The organism is Streptomyces sp. NPDC059455, from assembly GCF_042750115.1.
Taxonomy (GTDB): Bacteria; Actinomycetota; Actinomycetes; order Streptomycetales; family Streptomycetaceae; genus Streptomyces; species Streptomyces endocoffeicus.
This window is the reverse complement of the sequence record NZ_JBHYVB010000182.1, coordinates 1-17,807: the sequence shown is the minus strand read 5'-3', so window position 1 is coordinate 17,807 and position 17,807 is coordinate 1. Positions and strand designations below refer to the sequence as shown.

General features: G+C 70.0%; 18 protein-coding genes. 17 read left to right on the top strand and 1 reads right to left on the bottom strand.

All coding sequences use genetic code 11. The features are described from left to right. Positions 1 to 294: 294 nt before the first annotated feature. On the top strand, positions 295 to 2,073 hold the full coding sequence (locus ACFXB5_RS41455; RefSeq protein WP_385218591.1) for a dolichyl-phosphate-mannose--protein mannosyltransferase: 1,779 nt from the start codon (positions 295 to 297) through the stop codon (positions 2,071 to 2,073). A 192-nt stretch (positions 2,074 to 2,265) separates the two neighbouring features. After that, positions 2,266 to 3,069 (top strand): NUDIX domain-containing protein, encoded by an 804-nt coding sequence (locus ACFXB5_RS41450; RefSeq protein WP_385218590.1) that lies wholly within the window; start codon positions 2,266 to 2,268, stop codon positions 3,067 to 3,069. Here ACFXB5_RS41450 and ACFXB5_RS41445 read toward each other — a convergent pair. Next, the gene (locus tag ACFXB5_RS41445; RefSeq protein WP_385218600.1) at positions 3,053 to 4,096 is read right to left on the bottom strand and encodes an XRE family transcriptional regulator; all 1,044 of its coding nucleotides are present in this window, start codon (positions 4,094 to 4,096) and stop codon (positions 3,053 to 3,055) included. The genes ACFXB5_RS41450 and ACFXB5_RS41445 overlap by 17 nt on opposite strands. Before the next feature lie 603 nt (positions 4,097 to 4,699). Between ACFXB5_RS41445 and ACFXB5_RS41440 the strand changes: the two genes are divergently transcribed. The 15 genes from ACFXB5_RS41440 (at position 4,700) to ACFXB5_RS41370 (ending at position 17,678) form a co-directional block, all read left to right on the top strand. Beyond that, positions 4,700 to 4,885, top strand: coding sequence for a hypothetical protein (locus ACFXB5_RS41440; protein WP_385218588.1), 186 nt, complete (start codon positions 4,700 to 4,702; stop codon positions 4,883 to 4,885). Positions 4,886 to 5,243: 358 nt separating this feature from the next. Then, a complete protein-coding gene (locus tag ACFXB5_RS41435) occupies positions 5,244 to 5,561 on the top strand; it encodes a hypothetical protein (RefSeq protein ID WP_385218586.1) in 318 nt (105 codons plus the stop codon). Then, entirely contained in the window at positions 5,558 to 6,442 is an 885-nt protein-coding gene (locus ACFXB5_RS41430) for a GGDEF domain-containing protein (RefSeq protein ID WP_385218584.1), read from the top strand. Before ACFXB5_RS41435 ends, ACFXB5_RS41430 begins: the two co-directional genes overlap by 4 nt. After that, positions 6,442 to 7,494 (top strand): DUF2637 domain-containing protein, encoded by a 1,053-nt coding sequence (locus ACFXB5_RS41425; RefSeq protein ID WP_385218582.1) that lies wholly within the window; start codon positions 6,442 to 6,444, stop codon positions 7,492 to 7,494. Before ACFXB5_RS41430 ends, ACFXB5_RS41425 begins: the two co-directional genes overlap by 1 nt. Then, positions 7,491 to 8,162, top strand: a complete 672-nt coding sequence (locus ACFXB5_RS41420) for a hypothetical protein (protein ID WP_385218580.1) — start codon at positions 7,491 to 7,493, stop codon at positions 8,160 to 8,162. Before ACFXB5_RS41425 ends, ACFXB5_RS41420 begins: the two co-directional genes overlap by 4 nt. 82 nt (positions 8,163 to 8,244) lie before the next feature. Further along, positions 8,245 to 10,527, top strand: coding sequence for a cell division protein FtsK (locus ACFXB5_RS41415; protein WP_385218579.1), 2,283 nt, complete (start codon positions 8,245 to 8,247; stop codon positions 10,525 to 10,527). A 141-nt stretch (positions 10,528 to 10,668) separates the two neighbouring features. Next, positions 10,669 to 10,920: a hypothetical protein gene (locus ACFXB5_RS41410; RefSeq protein ID WP_385218577.1), complete on the top strand. Its 252-nt coding sequence runs from the start codon at positions 10,669 to 10,671 to the stop codon at positions 10,918 to 10,920. 28 nt (positions 10,921 to 10,948) lie between these two features. Further along, positions 10,949 to 11,143, top strand: coding sequence for a hypothetical protein (locus ACFXB5_RS41405; RefSeq protein ID WP_385218575.1), 195 nt, complete (start codon positions 10,949 to 10,951; stop codon positions 11,141 to 11,143). Between the two features lie 20 nt (positions 11,144 to 11,163). Continuing rightward, positions 11,164 to 11,364, top strand: a complete 201-nt coding sequence (locus ACFXB5_RS41400) for a hypothetical protein (protein ID WP_385218573.1) — start codon at positions 11,164 to 11,166, stop codon at positions 11,362 to 11,364. Beyond that, positions 11,361 to 11,618, top strand: coding sequence for a hypothetical protein (locus ACFXB5_RS41395; RefSeq protein ID WP_385218572.1), 258 nt, complete (start codon positions 11,361 to 11,363; stop codon positions 11,616 to 11,618). The genes ACFXB5_RS41400 and ACFXB5_RS41395 overlap by 4 nt, the downstream gene beginning before the upstream one ends. 21 nt (positions 11,619 to 11,639) lie before the next feature. Then, a complete protein-coding gene (locus tag ACFXB5_RS41390) occupies positions 11,640 to 12,002 on the top strand; it encodes a hypothetical protein (RefSeq protein WP_385218570.1) in 363 nt (120 codons plus the stop codon). A gap of 88 nt (positions 12,003 to 12,090) precedes the next feature. Then, positions 12,091 to 13,896 carry a DnaB-like helicase N-terminal domain-containing protein gene (locus ACFXB5_RS41385; protein WP_385218568.1) on the top strand — a complete coding sequence of 602 codons (1,806 nt, stop codon included), beginning with the start codon at positions 12,091 to 12,093 and terminating at the stop codon, positions 13,894 to 13,896. 220 nt (positions 13,897 to 14,116) lie between these two features. Beyond that, positions 14,117 to 14,371 (top strand): helix-turn-helix domain-containing protein, encoded by a 255-nt coding sequence (locus ACFXB5_RS41380; protein ID WP_385218566.1) that lies wholly within the window; start codon positions 14,117 to 14,119, stop codon positions 14,369 to 14,371. A gap of 92 nt (positions 14,372 to 14,463) precedes the next feature. Beyond that, positions 14,464 to 15,729, top strand: coding sequence for a tyrosine-type recombinase/integrase (locus ACFXB5_RS41375; protein ID WP_385218564.1), 1,266 nt, complete (start codon positions 14,464 to 14,466; stop codon positions 15,727 to 15,729). Between the two features lie 308 nt (positions 15,730 to 16,037). Then, entirely contained in the window at positions 16,038 to 17,678 is a 1,641-nt protein-coding gene (locus tag ACFXB5_RS41370) for a penicillin-binding transpeptidase domain-containing protein (RefSeq protein ID WP_385218562.1), read from the top strand. Positions 17,679 to 17,807: the final 129 nt, after the last annotated feature.

Below are 17,807 nucleotides of genomic sequence, written 5' to 3'. Positions count from 1 at the left end.
GAGCGCCCGCGGGGGCCACCCCCAGACACCGGCTCCCACGCCCCCCCCCAGACCGCGCCCCGGGCGGCGGGGCCCCCGCCCCCGGGCCGCGGCGTCGGCCGGGACCAGCCGCGGGGTCGGCACCTGGGCGGCCGCGGCGTCGCCCGGGACCAGCCGCAGGGTCGGCCGCGACCAGCCGCGGGGTCGGCCCCCGGGCGGCCGCGGGCTCGCCCCCGAGGCCGCCGCCCCGGGCACGAATCCCCGTTCGCCGCCTTTCCCCGCCACACTCACAGACCGCTTCCCTACGATGGCCCGGTGAGCAGTGACACCGCGACCCACGCCCAGCCGGGCAAAGCCACCGGCCAGCAGCCGCCGGCCTGGCAGCGCCGGCTGCGCCGTTTCGGATACGCGGGCCAGACCAGGCCCGGCGTACGGGAGCGGCTGGTCCCGCCGTACGCGGAGCCGGGCACCCGGCTCTGGGAGATCCTCGGCGCGACCCCCTCAGCGGCGGCCAGAATCGCCCGCTGGAGCGGCTGGGGCGGTCCGCTGCTGGTCGCGCTGTGCGCCGGGCTGACCCGCTTCTGGCATCTGGGCAGCCCGGACAACGTCATATTCGACGAGACGTACTACGCCAAGGACGCCTGGTCGATCTGGGAGTACGGCTACGAGGGCACCTGGCCGAAATCCGCCAACGACCGGATTCTCGACGCCCCGCAGCACATCCCGCTCAGCGACGCGGCCTCATATGTGGTGCACCCGCCGGTGGGCAAGTGGGTCATCGGGCTCGGCGAGCAGTTCTTCGGGCTGCATCCGTTCGGCTGGCGGTTCATGGTCGCGGTGCTCGGCACCCTCTCGGTGCTGATGCTGTGCCGGATCGGGCGGCGGCTGTTCCGGTCGACGTTCCTCGGCTGCCTCGCGGGCGCGCTGATGGCCGTGGACGGGCTGCACTACGTGATGAGCCGCACGGCGCTGCTCGACCTGGTCGTGATGTTCTTCGTGCTGGCAGCCTTCGGCTGTCTGCTCGTCGACCGGGACCGGGCGCGCGCCAGGCTGGCGGCGGCGCTGCCGGCCGGTGAGCACGGCGCGGCGCGGCCGGACCCGGCGGTCGGCCGGGGCCTGAAGCTGGGCGCGCGGCCGTGGCGGATCGCGGCCGGGGTGCTGCTGGGCCTGGCCATCGGCACCAAGTGGAACGGGCTGTACGTGCTGGCGGCCTTCGGCCTGATGACCGTCCTGTGGGACGTGGGCAGCCGCCGCACCGCGGGCGCCCTCCGCCCCTACCGGGCGGTGCTGCGGCGCGATCTGGGCTGGGCGTTCGTCTCACTGGTGCCTGTGGCGATCCTCACGTACATCGCCTCCTGGTCGGGCTGGTTCACCTCGAGCGGCAGCTACGCCGAGGGGCGCGGCTGGCGGCACAGCGGCTACTTCCGCCACTGGGCCGAGTCCGGCAAGCCCGACGGCGGCGGCTACCGCACCGACGGCGCCTTCGACTGGCTGCTCAACCCGCTGCGCAGCCTGTGGCACTACGAGTCCGAGGTCTACAAGTTCCACGTCAATCTCGACTCGCCGCATGTCTACCAGTCCAATCCGTGGAGCTGGATGGTCCAGTCCCGCCCGGTCTCGTACTTCTACGAGTCCCCGCGGGCCGGCCAGGAGGGCTGCCCCAAGGACGCCGCCGAGAAGTGCGCCCGCGAGGTGCTGGCCATCGGCACCCCGCTGCTGTGGTGGACGGGCTGTTTCGCGCTGTTGTACCTGCTGTTCCGGTGGGCGCTGCGGCGCGACTGGCGGGCGGGCGCGATCCTGTGCGGGATCGCCGCGGGCTATCTGCCGTGGTTCCTCTACCAGGATCGGACGATCTTCTCCTTCTACGCCGTCGTCTTCGTGCCCTTCCTGTGCCTCGGAGTGGCGATGATGATCGGCGCGCTGCTGGGGCCACCGGGCGCGAGCGAGACCCGCCGGGTGATCGGGGCGGTCGGCTCGGGCGCGCTCGTCCTGCTGATCATCTGGAACTTCATCTACTTCTTCCCGCTGTACACGGGCCAGACGATCCCCATGGACGCCTGGCGGGCCCGGATGTGGCTCGACACCTGGATCTAGCTGTGAGGACAGCTCGCGGGTGCGCTCGCCGTTCCGGTCGTTGTTGGTCGTCGTCGGTCGTCACTGGTCGACCCCGGACGGCCCACAGACGGCCCGGAAAGTGGAGCGCGCCCGCCGTGGTCACCGCTGCCGTAGCCTGGTCAGGACGTTGGTACGCGACGCCAGTCAACGAATTGGGAGTGTGCTCAAGGGATGGGGCCTAAGTCCGCGCGGGCGTACAGCACGATCCGGGAATGGATCGCGTCCGGGAAGCTGTCGCCGGGCGACAAGCTTCCGTCGGAACGCACCCTCGTTGATGACCTCGAAATAGGACGCACCGCGCTGCGCGCGGTGCTGGCTCGACTCGTCACAGAGAAAGTCCTGGGGGTCCGGGGACGCAGTTCCTACTTCGTGCGTTCTCACCACTCGAACGACGCGGTGAGTGTCAGCAAGCCGGAAGGGCTGGAGCCCTGGCGAATCCATGGCGAACGCACCATCTATGACAACCGCTGGGTGAAAATCGACCTGGTGGACGTTGAGCCACCGGGAGTGGAGCGCTTCGAACATCACGTCGTGCGACTTCAAAACGTCGCGATTGCGGCAGTGCTGGACGACCAGGACCGCGTACTGATGCTCTGGCGATACCGCTTCGTGCCGCAGGAATGGGGGTGGGAGCTCCCGGGTGGCATCGTGGACGCCGGGGAAGACGCCCAGCGTACGGCGCTGCGGGAAGTCGAAGAAGAGACTGGATGGCGGCCGGACTCACTTGAGCACGTCGTCACCTATCAGCCCATGGTCGGCATGGTGGATTCACCGCACGCAATCTTTGTCGGGCGAGGCGCGCAACGCATCGGGGACCCCACCGACATTGAGGAAGCCGGACACGTCGAATGGGTCCCCATAGCCGATATCCCCACGCTCATGGCTCGGGGAGACCTCATGGGATCGGGCACCCTCGTTGCCCTTCTCCATATCCTCGCTACACGAGCGGATAACAGCCCTACAGCCTCTGCGTGAGCTGTTCAATTCGACGGCGGCGCCGCACGGACCCCGTGCGGCCCGCCAACAGCCGCGCTTCGCGTAGATGCTCCTGCGCCTGGTCGAATTCCCCCCGAGCGAGATGGGCTTGTGCCAGGTCGCACCGAACACCAGCCGAAGCACGTACGAAAGTCGGATCCATCACGTCGAGCGCCTGGTAGAGGCTGTCCACCGCCTCGTTATCGCCGACCAGGGCGAGCAGGTTTCCGCGCCATCGAGCGAGGTGCCCAGCGTTCAGAAAGATGCTCAACATGTCAGGGTCGCGATCCTCGGCCCCGCCGGGCAGAACGGTTGCGGCCCTGTCGAGTGCCCGCCGGCACTCGTCGGGCTGCCCTGTGTGTGCGTGCACCTCCGCCTCGGAGGCATGCAGCCATGCTTGCAGCCGAGGCGACACCCGCCCCTTGGCCTCGCGCTGCGCGTTCTGCACGACGCTCACCGCGAGTTCAGGCCGCCCCGCATCGAGCAACACGTTCGCTTGCTCCGCCATGGCGTGCACGAGGTACATCGGCTCTTCCGCCTCCTGGGCGGCCCGCTTGCCCAGCTCGTAGTGGCGCCAGGCACGTTCGACCGCGCCCACGTCCAGCGCCTGCCAAGCGGCGAGCGTGGCCGCGCCCGCGAGGGCCCGCGCCACGGGGCGACGCGTCTCCGGGAGGACCGCGAACGTGAGCGCGTCTTCGAGCCTCGCAAGGTGTCCTGTCATCTGGTCAACCAGGCTCGCAGCGCCCATCTGACGATCGAAGGTCCGCAGTAGCTCGGTCTGCTCCATGAACGACTGCACCATGTCGAGGCCGACAGTCCGCGCCGAGTCAATGCGGCTGACCAGCTCGTCATAGCCTCCCGCCATGGGCAGCGACACAGCGGGCTCGCCCGTCCCGCGCAACTCTCCGTCAGTGAGACCGAGCAGCGCCCGGAGGATCGTGGCGTACCGAGCCGAGATGGTGCGCTTGCCGTTCTCCCACTCCGACACGTAGACCCGCAGGCTCGCTGTCGACGCCACGTCGAGCAGGTGCTGTTTCGCGTGCCGCTCGATCTCGCGTACGAGTCGTTCTTGCGACCACTCGCGCCGCAATCGCGCCAGCTTCAAGGCCTCGTTCACACGGACCGCTCTCCCCAGATCAGTTCGGCGCCTCCAACAGCAGGATGCCTCATATCGCCGCAGGTCCACAGGGGTTAACCCCAGCCTTAACAGCCCTCGCGTGAATCGCTGTTGGCTACACGAATGTTGGTCGGGCCGCTTCTCTGGAGGTGCGCACAGATGGCGAGTTCCGAAGGTTCAGCATCCCGGGACTTGCATCTGGTGCGCAGAGAGGGGACCCCCTCAAAGGGATCCCGCTCGTGGTTCGACCTGCTCAACCAGGCCCGGAAGGCAGCGCGTGATGGCGGCCCGAAGGAAGTCACGGTTCCTTGACAACCGCATAGGTCCCAGCCAAAGCCGCTGATGGGAGGTGGTGCGGCACGGCTGGAGGCAGACCACCGGACGGCGCGCAGAGCGCCCCTGCGGGGGCGAGGGTGCAACTCCCTCCCCGTCCGCTGTCCGCTCGGCTCATGGCCGGGCGGTGAAGGGAGCCGGGACAGACCGTCCCGGGCCACTCATCCGAGAGGAGCCCTCATGGGCAAGAAGTTCTCTTTCACAGCGACCGTGCGCGATGTGCGGACCGGTGAGACCGGGACCGCGCAGGGCCAGGCCGAGGGCGACGACACGTACACCCCGGAGCGGGCGCGCACCGACATCCAGGGGTGGGCGAGCACCGTGCCGGGCCGGGATCTCACCGCGACCGACATTCAGCTCAGCTGACGGTTGCCCGATCCGCCTGTCTTGCACGGGCGGTGAGGGGAGCCGGGATTCCCCGACTTCAACGACAAGCGGCCCCCGGGTGGCACCCCAGGGACCGCGTACAGGCACCTGGATAGAGGCAACCTGTGATTACCAGCATGACATGCGGCTCCTGCGGGGGCGCTGGCGGTCGGACCGAGGACACCTCGGACGGTGGGGTCACCCGCCAGACCTGGCGCACCTGCGGCTCCTGCGGCGGAAGCGGGACCCGGTAGCCCACCTCTGTCACCTCAAGCGCCCGGGGCGGTCGTCCTCTCGCCAAAGACCGCGACCGCCCCGGGCCCTACCCCCTGCCTGATCAGGCAGCAGGAGTTCCACGATGCGTACATACATAGGAGATCAGGAGGCCGTCAGTGCCTCCGAGTTCGAGGAGTTGGCTTTCGGCTTCGATGAGGGACCCGTTGGCCTGGATCGTGAGTTGTTCGTCGGTCCGCCGCACCCGGAGTCGGCCAAGGACCGCCGGGCGCGGCTGGCCGTAGCTCGGGAGGTCTTGCGCGACCTGCGTGAGGCTGCTGCCGCTGGCGATGAGATCGCCGGATGGGACGCGCTCTACGCCAAGGAGCTGACCAAGACGGTCCCGCTGCTGCGGTCCGCCGCGCGCACGCGCCGTTCCTCGAGGAAGGGGGCGGCGGCATGAGTTTCCTGCACACCGTGGCCGCCGCCGCGCCGCTGGCCGCCGGATGGGCTGTCCACGGGCTGTGGTTCCGCCGCAGCCTCGACCGGGCCCGCCGCGACCCGCTCACCGGCCTGCCCACCCGGGCCGCGTTCGAGAAGCACGCCGCACACCTTCTGCGCGAGGAGCGGTGCGCGGTACTGCTCATCGATCTGGACGGCTTTAAAGCCCTGAACGACACGATGGGGCACGCGGCTGGGGACGCGGCCATCCGCGCAGCCGGTGAGCGCCTGGGCCTCTGGGTGCACGTGCAGAACGGAGCCGTTGGCCGGTTGGGCGGGGATGAGTTCGCCGCCGTCGTCAGCATGCCGCACCCCTCGGATCTGCCCGTGGAGCTGTCCACGCTGCACCGGATCGTCTGTGAGCCGGTCGAATTCGACGGCCACCTGATCACGTTGGGCGCCTCGATCGGCGCCTACCACGCTCCCCATTCCGCCCCGGCCCTGCCCGTCGCGCTCCGCCGGGCGGACGAGGTCATGTACCAGGCCAAGCAGACCGGCGGCGGATGGGCCATCACCGACAGCACCGCCCCCACACGCCGCACCGTCAACGGTCGCCGCGACGGCCGCAACGGCACCAGCAACGAGGAACCCATGAGCGCTCGCTACGACGGCTACGACCTCTTCGAAGAGGCCGACGACTACGACGACTACGAGCACGAGCAGTTCGAGGACGCGCAGGAGTGGCAGCCGGACACCGGCCAGTGCGACCGCTGCACGATGGCGCCGGGCGAGGTCATCGAGCCGCTCGGCTTGTGCTGCGCCTGCTCGATCGGCCAGGGCGCCGATCCGGAGAACTGCGTGTGCGGCCCCGCCCCGGACAACGACGCGGAAGGGGCCTCGTGATGACCATCGCGGCCGAGACCGGCCAGGCCACCGCTCCGCAGGTACCGCCGCTGTCCCGCAGGGAAAGGATCCTGCTGCTCGTGGTCGGTGCTGCGGGCATCGGCGTGGGCGCGCTGGGGTTCGCGGCATCGTTCGACGCGGTGTCGGCGGCCGGGGCCCAATGGGGGTTCCGGTATCCGTGGATGCTGCCGGTGGGCATCGACGCGGCGGTGCCGGTGTTCACCGTGGCGAACCTGCTGCTGATCCGGATGAACATGCCGCTCGCGTGGGTGCGCTTCGTGCCCTGGGCGCTGACGCTGGTCACCTGCTGGCTGAACGTCGCGGCCGGGCACTCGCTGTCGGCGAAGGTCGCGCACGGGACGATGCCGCTGCTGTGGGTGGTGCTCTCCGAGGTGGCCGCGCACGTCTACGCGGTGCGGATCGGCGCCGCGATCGGCAGCCGCATGGAGCGCATCCGGCGCTCGCGCTGGCTGCTCGCTCCGCTGTCGACGTTCGCCCTGTGGCGCCGCATGACCCTGTGGGAGATCACCTCCTACGCCGACGCACTCGGCCGTGAGCGCGAGCGGCAGCTGGCCCGCGCCGAGCTGCGCGAGCAGCACGGGCGGCGGTGGCGCTCGAAGACCCCGCGCCGGGAACGCGTGCTGCTCAAGCTCGGCGACCAGGCCCCCGCCAGCGCAGCCGAGCCGGACCCCATGCCGGCACCCCCGCCCCCGGAGGAACCGGAGCACAAGCACGACCAGGCCGAGGAGCCCAAGTCCGAGCCGAAGCCGCGACGGCGGCCGGGCAGGGCAGCCAAGCCCTCCCGGAAGGCCCGCGGTTTCGATGAGCTGCTCGCCGAGGCCCGCGAGGTCACGGCGGACTGGCCCGAGGAGCGGCTGAAGGCCGATCCGATCCGGAAGGAGCTCCGCTGTAGCGCGGAGCACGCCCGCTCACTGCGCGACGCGCTGAAGGCCGAGCGCGCCGATGACCGTCCGCTGCACGCCGTGGACACCGAGCCCGACGCCAACACCACCGCAGACGAGACCGACCGTACCGAGGGAGAAGCAGCATGATCGGGCCCATCGCCGACTTCCCGTACCTGCTGGAGCAGGTCAGCGGCCACATGTACCCCACTGACGACCTGCCCGAGGTCAACGGGGTGTTCTTCGAGGCTCGCGGCAGCTACCTGTACGCGGTGGCCACCGACCGTCACACCATGGCCGTGGCCCGTCGTCGACTGGAGACCGAACCGGCCAAGCCGTGGGGGGTGCTGGTGACCGGGCAGGCGTTGAAGCCGCTGCGGGCATTCGCGCGCTTCAACCGCCGCTGCCCGCTGATGCTGGAGCACCGGGCGGGGGTCGACACCGACGCGCTCACGGTGCGAGCCGAAGGGCAGGCGCTGGAGATTCCCAGCGCCGAGCTTCCGCTCGGCAAGCCATGGGCGGGCGGTCAGTGGCGCAAGCTGCTCGCCGACGCCCTGGCCACGGCGCCCAACCTGCGGCAGGAAGTCTGCCTCAACTCCACGCTGCTGGCCCGCTGGGGCAAGTCCGGCGGCGCCGAACGCAACCAGTCTCTGACCGTGTGGAGCGCCGGGGGGACCAAGCCGCTGGTAGTGGCCTGCGGCGAAGACTTCCTGGGCCTGCAAATGCCCATGCGCCCCAGTGGCTGGGCGAACCCCCGCCGCGACGTGCTCACCCACTGGGCCGACCTCACCCCGCGCCCCGTACCCGACGTCGCCTAACCGACCGTACGGGGCCCGGTCCTCAACCGACCAAAGCGATGCACCGGGCCCCGCCATCCCTCCCAGTTGGAAGGAACCTTCAGTGAACCACCCCGACGACGACAACGAATTCTTCGACCGACTCGAAGCCGAGATAGCCGCCGACTCCACGCCCGACTCCGGGGGCGAAGTGGTCGACTTCAGCAAGGCCCGGTCCGCCCGTGCCGAGTCGGCCAACCCCACTACCCGACCCGACGCCGACGCGTCGCCCGACTCCGAGCCGTCCGAGTCGGCTACTGCGGATGCCGACCGGTCGGGCGACTCGGGAGACGGTGAGTCGGACGACCGATCGGTCGTGATGGTCGACGGTCCGGCCCCGTCCGGTCCGGGCCTGATGGACCGACTCCGGGCCGGGCAGCGGCGCGAGGTGATCCCGGCGTGGGCGAGGTCCAAGCCGGAGTTCGTCAACGCGATCGGCTGGCTCGGCGGCTACGCCTGGCACACCACCGCCTTCCACGCGGTGCGCCTGCCCTGGTACTCCGCCCGACTCGCCTTCCAGGCCCCGGCCGGACTGGCGAAGTTCGTCGGCGGCACCCTGCGGTGGGTCGCCGACACCGAGGGGGAGCCGCTGCGTCAGGTTGCCGCCCGGCGCGAGAACGTCGAGGAGTACCTGAAGCTGTCGCGGCAGCGCGACCACCGGGTCAAGCTGCGCGGCATCCTCATGCTGCTCGGCCTGATCGTCGGCCCGGTGCTCGCCATCGTGCTGTTCGTGCTCGCCCCCGCCTGGCTGGAGGTGCTGGTGCTGGCACTGCTGACCGCCGGATTCGGCTTCCTGGGCGCCCCCTCCGACAAGCCCGTCATCTCCCGCGCGGTCGTCACGACCGAAGTCGAGCGACTGACGAGCGGCATCGTGGAACGCGCTCTGGGCGCCCTCGGCATTGCCGAGATCAACAAGGCGCTCGGCAAGGGCGGGGAGGGCATCAGGTTCCCTGCCCCGATCACCCGCGACGGCCCCGGCTGGCGCGCGGATGTCGACCTGCCCTACGGCGTAACCGTCCCCGACATCCTCGACCGGCGCGAGAAGCTCGCGTCCGGCCTGCGCCGCCCGCTGGGGTGCGTGTGGCCCGAGCCGGTCACCGACGAGCACGCCGGACGGATGATGCTGTGGGTCGGCGACCGGCCGCTGAACAAGGTGCCCAAGCCTGCATGGCCGCTGGCCAGGACCGGGGCGGCATCGCTGTTCAAGCCGCTGCCGTTCGGCACCGACCAGCGCGGCCGGAACGTCGACATCACGCTGATGTACGACAACGTCCTCATCGGCGCCATGCCCGGCATGGGCAAGACGTTCAGCCTGCGTACCGCGCTGCTGGCCTCGGCTCTGGATGTGCTCGCTGAGCTGCTGGTATGGGAGCTGAAGGGCACCGGCGACCTGGACCCGCTCAAGCGGGTGGCAGCCGACTACGGTTCCGGCGCGGACGACGAAACGGCCGCGGCAACTCTGGACTGCATCCGCTACGTCTACAAAGACCTGGAGCGCCGGGCCAAGGTCATCAGCTCCCTGCCCAAGGACAAATGCCCGGAGAACAAGGTCACCCCGGAACTGGCCGCGAACCGCTCCCTCGGACTGCACCCCCTGGTGCTCGCCATCGACGAATGCCAGGAACTCTTCAGCCACGAGAAGTACGGCAAGGAAGCCGGGACCCTGTGCACCGGCATCATCAAGCGCGGCCGGGCACTCGGGGTCATCCTGCTGCTGGCCACGCAGCGCCCGGACAAGGACTCTCTGCCCACCGCGATCAGCGCGAACGTGGGCACCCGCTTCTGCCTGCGGGTCATGGGCCAGCTGGAGAACGACATGATCCTGGGCACGTCGCTGTACAAGAGCGGCATCCGCGCCACCTCGTTCACCAGGTCCGACAAGGGCATCGGCTACCTGGTCGGCGCCGCCGACGAACCGCAGATCGTGCGCGGCTACTACATGGACAACGAGGAAGCTGACGCCATCTGCGAGCGCGCACGCAAGGCACGCGCCGACGCAGGCACGCTGCGCGGCATCGCCGCCGGTCAGACGCCGGAGCGGCGCGAGGTGGCGGATCCGCTGCTTGAGGACATCCTGGCCGTCGTCCCGGCGGATGAGGCCAAGCCGTGGAACGACGTCACCGTCGACCGCCTCGCCGAGCTGCGGCCGGAGAAGTACGGCGCGTGGGGCGAGATGGCCCCGGCGGACAAGGCGCGGCAGCTGACCACCGCGCTCAAGCCGTACGGCGTGGCCACCGGCCAGGTGGCCCGGCGGATCAACGGCAAGACCGTCAACCGGACCGGCTTCGAGCGCGCCCACATCGTCACCGCGATTGCGGAGCGTGACCGAAACCGCGACGCGGGCTGACCGTGAAAGGTCTCTAACGCTAGGGGGCGGACCCTCTAGCGCTAGAGACCCCGCTAGCGCCCCGTATGGGGGCTGATCAGGCCGCTAGCCGATAGCGGCCCACCTGCGGAAACCCCTGAAACCCGCCCTCGGAGGCACTTCGTGACCCTAATCCTCCTCGCTATCGCCTGCCTGCTGATCGTCACGCTCGGTTACGCGTCGGTGTGTGCGGCGAGCCCGTTCGGGACCTGCCGCAAGTGCAACGGCTTCGGCTTCGCCACGACCACCGACCGCAAGGGACGCCCCAAGCGCGGCAAGGACTGCCGCCGCTGCAAGGGCCGCGGCAAGCGCATACGCGCCGGTCGCTGGCTCTACAACCGCGCCGCCCGCATCCACCGCGACGGCACCCGCTGACCCTGCTCCCAGAAAGGGGCTTACGCCCATGACCGTCACCGTCTCCCTGGTGCTGCTGCTCGCCATCGGCCTGGGCGCTCTGTTCAAGGGCGGGCACCTGCGCACCGGGGCCGCCGTCGTCGCCGTGCTGTTCGGCTTCTACCTCGCCAACACCGACGCGGCCCCGTCCGTGAACAAGACCGTCACCTCCATCACCGACGCCATCACCGGCATCGGCAGCTGACCTTCAGGGGGCCGGTCCACGTGAACGAGCGCATCACGCTCATGGCCGCTGGCGAACTCCGCGACGCCCTCGCCGCCCACCAGCGCGGTGATGTGCCCGCGACCCTCGGCGCGCTGATGAGCATCGACCCCGAGTCCTGGCAGGCCATCGAACGCCGCCTCGCCTCCCTCGGCGGCAACCTCCCCGACATCCTCGCCGCTCTCCGAGGAGAAACCCCGTGACCCCCGAACTGATCACCGCCGCCGCGCTGCTGGCGCCCGGCGCGATCCTCGGCCCGGTGTGCCTCGCCGGACACCGCCGCGCCCGCCGCCGCGACGCCATCGAAGCCGCGGTGTGCGCCGCCTACCGGCCCGGCCCGCCCGACGAGGGCCCCGAGCCCCCGCCCAAGGGCCGCATGAAAGGCAAGCCCCAGACCGCTCCCGCTCGCCTCGCCCAGGTCATCGACTTCCCCGCCAACCGCCGCAACGCGGCCTGAACAGTCCAGGAGCGATCCACCATGCCGCAGCAGACCATGACCGCCGCCGAACTCTCCGACGCGGCCGCCGAAGCCATCCGCCAGCTCAACCACGCCACCCTCAAATGGGGCAACGGCCTGGAGTACCCGGGCGACGCGTACAACACCGTCGCCAACCTCAAGACCCTCGTACAGCGCCTCCCGCAGACCTTCGAACAGATCACGGCCTTCCTCGCCAACCTGCACGACGGCGGTCACCTGCGCAGCGACCGGGGCCCGAACACGGATGACGACATGGCCGCCGTCCAGGCCGCCCTCGGCTGGGCGGCAGACGACGCCCGGAACCTCGCCGAAACCCTCGACAGCGCGCACTCCGCGCTGAGCCCCATCAGCTACGCCGCATAGCTGCACCGGGGCGGTCGCCCTCTCGCCAAAGACCGCGACCGCCCCGGCCCTACCCCATCCATCCGCAGACAGACAGGAGGACTCAATAGTGGCACCCGAGCCCGCCCCGTCGCCGTACGACAACGTGCGTACGCTGCACGGCGGCGCCGAGCCTCGCATTGACCGGACGCCCCCGCAGGATCTCGAAGCCGAGCAGTCCGTTCTCGGTGCCATGCTGCTGTCCGCCGCCGCCATCGACGATGTGGCCGCAGCAATGGACCCCGCCGACCACTACAGGCCTGCGCACGAGACGATTCACCGCGCCATCCGCGAGCTGCACGACCAGGGCCAGCCCGTCGACCCCATCACCCTCACGCACCACCTCGACAAGCGCGGCGACCTCGCACGCGTCGGCGGCGCGAGCTACCTGCACACCCTCGTACAGGCCGTGCCTACCGCCGCCAACGCCGAGTACTACGCCGAGATCGTCCGCGACAAGGCCGACCGCCGCCGCCTGATCGAGGCCGGTAACCGGCTCGCGCAACTGGCCGCCGAACCCGGCACGGACGCTGAAGAGGTCCGGGCCGCCATGCTCGCTGAGGTCACCGAGCTTGCCGCGAGCCCGGCCGTGCAGGAGAGCGACAGTGCCGGCACCCCGGCCGGACCCCCGAACCCCCTCTACGACCCGCACTCAAGCATCCGCCGCCCGCACCGGCCGGGGCCCACACCGCACCCGGATGTGTTCTGCGGCTGGGTCGGCGAAACCGTGCGCGAGCTGGACCCCACGAGCGAGGCGGACCCGATCGCGGTGCTGGTCAACCTACTGTCAGCGGCCGGGGCGGCCATCGGCCGCCGCCCGCACCTGATGGTGGGCAACGACCGGCACCCCTGCCTGATCTGGGCCCTGACGATCGGCCCGACGTCCTCGGGCCGGAAGGGGTCAGCGACGTCGACCGCGCGGCGGGTGCTCTCCGAGGCCCTGCCGGACTTCTTCGGCCCCGAGCACACACCACGCGGCCTGAACTCAGGGGAAGGGCTGATCGAGTACGTCAAGGACGACGACAGCGAAGACGCGTCCCACGCCAGCGTCGACAAGCGGCTGTGGGTCCTGGAGTCGGAGTACGCGGTGACCATGAGCCGTGGGCGACGCGAGGGCAGCAGCCTGCCGGGCGTGCTGCGGCAGGCATGGGACGGTGACTCTCTCGGCTCGATGGTCCGCGACTCCCTCAAGGCCACGGACCCGCACATCGCGATCCTCGGCCACATCACCCCCGAGGAGTTCCGGGCCAAGATGCAGGACTCCGAGATGGCCGGAGGCACCTACAACCGCTTCCTGCCGATCTTCTGCCACCGCAACCTCATCCTGCCCGGCTCACGCGGCGCGAGCCCAGAACTGGTCGACAACCTCGCTGCAGGCTGGCGCACGGTCCTCGCCGACGCCGCCAGCGTCGAAGAGGTCAAGTTCAGCCCGGACGCGTGGTCGCTGTACTGCGACGAGGTCTATCCGGCGCTCAGCGAGGACGACTCAGCGGGCGGGGTGATCGCCCAGTTCACCGCCCGCGCCGCCCCGTACGTACAGCGGGCCGCCATGGTCTACGCCCTCTGCGACCACACCGACACCATCGCCGAGCACCACATGCGCGCCGCCTGGCACCTCCTCGACTACGCCCGCGCATCCGCCGTCCACCTGCTCGGCAACGTCTCCGGTGACCCCAAGGTGGACAAGCTCGCCACCGCCGTCCGCGCGGCCGGAGCGGAGGGGCTCACGGGCGAGCAGGTTCGGAAGCTGTTCAAGAGCACGGGCAAGGCAGAGCGTGAACGGCTCACGGCCGCACTACTGGACCTGCCCGGCTACAGCCGCACGCAGAAGCCGACCGCAGGCCGCCCGACCACTGTCCTCGCCTACACGGGCTGAGGCCGGTAAGGGCGAAAAGGTAGATAAGCCTGCTGACCTGCGAAGACAGCGAGCCGGTAAGGGAGTCGGTAAGCGGGGTGGAAAGTCCGCAGAGCCAATGGGCCAGGACTTACCGACCACCATTCCGCCCCCCTTACCGACGCCGTAAAAGCCCAGCTCAAGCGGCTTATCACCCTTATCGCCCTTACCGCCCCGCCCGGACATACGAAGGGAACTGACCATGTCCGCCCATGGGGCCAGGACTCAGCCGCCCGCCAGCGACCCCCGTACCACGCTGCGGGCCGGACTCCCGGATCGCTACCTCACCCCCGACGACATCGCCGAGATGTTCGAAGTCCCGAAAGAGACCGTCTACACCTGGCGCAAGAAGCGCATAGGCCCGCCCGGATTCCGCGTCGGCAAGCACGTGCGCTACGACCCCGCAGCCGTCAAGCGCTGGCAGGACGCGCGCATGGCCGCCGAAGAGGCCGCCTGACACCAGAGCCAACCGAAGACCTCCCACACCAGCAGGGGCGGGGCCACGCAGCCCCGCCCCTGCCCTGCTCTGCCCAGAGAAGGGACCGCCGCATGGCAGGTCACATCCAAGATCGCTGGTTCAAGGCCGAAACCGACCAGAGCGGGATCGCCCGTCGCGTCAAGACCGACCGTCACGGCACCGGCATGCGCTACCGCGCCCGCTACGTCGGCCCGGACGGCACCGAGAAGAGCAAGTCATTCCCGGACAAACAGAAGCGTCTGGCGGAACAGTGGCTCGTCCAGATCGCCGCCGACATGTCGCGCGGCCAGTACATCGACCCGCGCGCCGCGCGCATGACGTTCCAGCAGTACGGGGAGCAGTGGCTTTCGACACATACCACGGACATCAACAGCCAGGATTCAGCGGAACGACGTCTACGTCTCCATGCCTTCCCGTACATCGGGACGCGTCCTCTGGCGTCCTTCCAGCCTGGACACATCCGGACCTGGCTGAGCGAACTGGAGAGCGCCGTACCGGCGGCTTCATATCGGCGGATCATCTTCGGGATCGTCTCAGCCGTCCTCAGCGCGGCTGTGGACGACGGTCTGATGCCTCGGAACCCCTGTCTGGTCAAGTCGGTCAGGGGACCCCAAGGAAGCCCTTCAAAGGTGGTCCCCTGGACGCCAGAGCAGGTCTTTGCCGTCCGGGCCGCTCTGCCCAAGCGGTACCGCGCGATGGTCGACGTGGGCGGGGGGTGTGGGCTGCGGCAGGGGGAGATATTTGGCCTGCCCATCGACAACGTGGACTTTGAGGGCGGCTGGCTCGCCGTCCGGCAGCAGCTCAAGCGGGTACGGGGGAAGTTCGTCTTCGCTCCGCCGAAGCGCGGCAAGCTCCGTGACGTGCCGCTCCCCAGTGTCGTAGGCGCCGCTCTCCAGGCGCACCTGAAGCAGTTCCCCGCCGTGAAGGTGACCCTTCCGTGGCTCACACCGGACGGGCCCATGGTCACGAAAGAGTTGCTGTTCACCGGCCAGGCTGGCCGCGCCGTGCGGTCGAGCCACTTCGATGATCACCTCTGGAAACCGGCTCTGGCCGCCGCTGGCTTCATCCCGGAGCCTGAGAAGGGCGAGCGCTACCAGGCCGCGCGCGAACACGGCATGCACGCGCTCAGGCACTTCTACGCGTCCGTCCTGCTGGACGCGGGCGAGAGCATCCGGGCACTGAGCACGTACCTCGGGCACAGTGATCCCGGGTTCACGCTGCGTGTCTACACCCATCTGATGCCGAGCAGCGAGGGGCGTACCCGCCGGGCGGTCGGCACCCTCTATCGGGCCTCCGGTGGGCCGCTGGACGGCCCAGAGACGGCCCAGGGTACCTAGGAGCGGCCTGGTCAGAGGGAAAATCCCTGGTCAGACTGGACAAGCGTCCGGGAATCGGGACTTCATCTACTTCTTCCCGCTGTACACGGGCCAGACGATCCCCATGGACTCCTGGCGCGCCCGCATGTGGCTCGACACCTGGATCTGACCCCGGCTCGGCCCCGGGCCCACCGCATGGATCCGGCCACGGCCCCCGCGCCCCCTACGGTGAGGGCGCGGGGGCTTCACGTGGTGCCGGTAGAGTGCCGGGCACCGCGGCCCTCATCGACTGATGAGGGGAACCGAGAACACAGTGTGGGGGTTCTGAAATGCGGAGTGGCGCGAGAGCCGCGATCGTCGGTGCGGTATTCGCCGCCATGGTCGGTGTGGCCGGTTGCGGCAGCGGCCAGGACGATTCAGCCGGCCCAAAGGACGGTGCGAGCGCCGGCTCGGGTGACGACAAGCCGTCCCTGAAGAAGGTGAAGACCGGCCCGCCCAGCGCGGCCGAGGTCAAGACCACCGCCCACGCGTTCCTGGCGGCCTGGTCGGCGGGCGAGACGGCGAAGGCCGCCGCCCTTACGGACGACAGCGGCGCCGCCACCACGGCGCTGAGCGGCTACCGCACAAAGGTCAAGGTGGCCAAGGTGGCGCTGGACGCGGGGCAGGCGAGCGGTGCCAAGGTGCCGTTCTCGGTCAACGCCCAGCTCTCCTCCGGCGGTGAGAGCGTCCCCTGGACGTATGAATCCTCGCTGACCGTGACCCGCGACACCAAGACCGGCAAGCCGGTCGTCGCCTGGAAGCCCTCCGTGGTCCACCCCGACCTCGCCGAGGGCGACACGCTCAAGACCGGCGCGTCCGAGGCACCGCCGATCAAGGCGGTGGACCGCGACGGCAAGGAGCTGACCGCCTCCGAGCACCCGACCCTCAAGACCGCCCTGGCCGCGCTGCGCGAGCGGTACGGCAAGAAGGCGGGCGGCGAGGCGGGCGTGGAGACCTGGATCGAGCGCGCCAAGGGCTCCAAGTCCCCCGACAAGACCCTCAAGGTGCTCTCCAAGGGCACCCCGGGCACGCTCCGCACCACGATCGACGCATCGCTCCAGCGCACCGCCGAGCAGCAGGTGAGCAAGCGCACCAAGGCGTCGGTGGTCGCGGTCAAGCCCAGCACCGGTGAGATCCTCGCGCTGGCCAACTCCCCCGCGAGCGGCTTCAACACCGCCTTCCAGGGCTCGTACGCACCCGGCTCGACGATGAAGATCATCACCTCGACGACGCTGATGGACAAGGGTCTGGCGGCGTACGGCAAGCCGCATCCGTGCCCGAAGTACTTCAAGTACGGCGGCTGGAAGTTCCAGAACGACAAGAAGTTCGAGATCAAGAACGGCACCTTCGAGCAGAGCTTCGCCCGCTCCTGCAACACGGCCTTCATCAGCCAGGCGGGGAAGCTGAAGGACGACGATCTGAGCAAGGAGGCCCGGGACGTCTTCGGCATCGGGCTCAACTGGCAGACCGGCGTGCCCACCTTCGACGGCGCGGTGCCGGTGCAGTCCGCGGCCTCCAAGGCCGCCTCGCTGATCGGCCAGGGCGGCGTGCGGATGAACCCGCTCAACATGGCGTCGGTCGCGGCCACCGCCACCACCGGCACCTTCCGCCAGCCGTACCTGGTCTCGCCGTCGCTGGACGACCGGACGCTGGCCAAGGCGAGCAGGACGATGAAGTCCAGCACCCACGACCAGCTGAAGAAGCTGATGAAGCTGACGGCCACCTCGGGCACCGCCGCCGAGGCGATGGCCGGGATGAGCGGTGACTTCGGCGCCAAGACCGGCTCGGCCGAGGTGGACAACCAGGAGAAGCCGAACGGCTGGTTCAGCGCGTACCGCGACGACGTCGCGGCCGCCGGTGTGGTCCCCGAGGGCGGCCACGGCGGCGACACGGCGGGCCCGATGGTGGCGGCCCTGCTGCGCGCGGGCTGAGCCTCCGCGGATACGCCCCGGGAGCCGGGGCGGCGGGTGGGTCGCCCCCCCCGCGGGCTATCGGGTGGGCGGGCGGGGGGGGGGGGCGGGGGGCGCGGCCCCGCAGTCCCCCGCGGGGAAAATACGGGG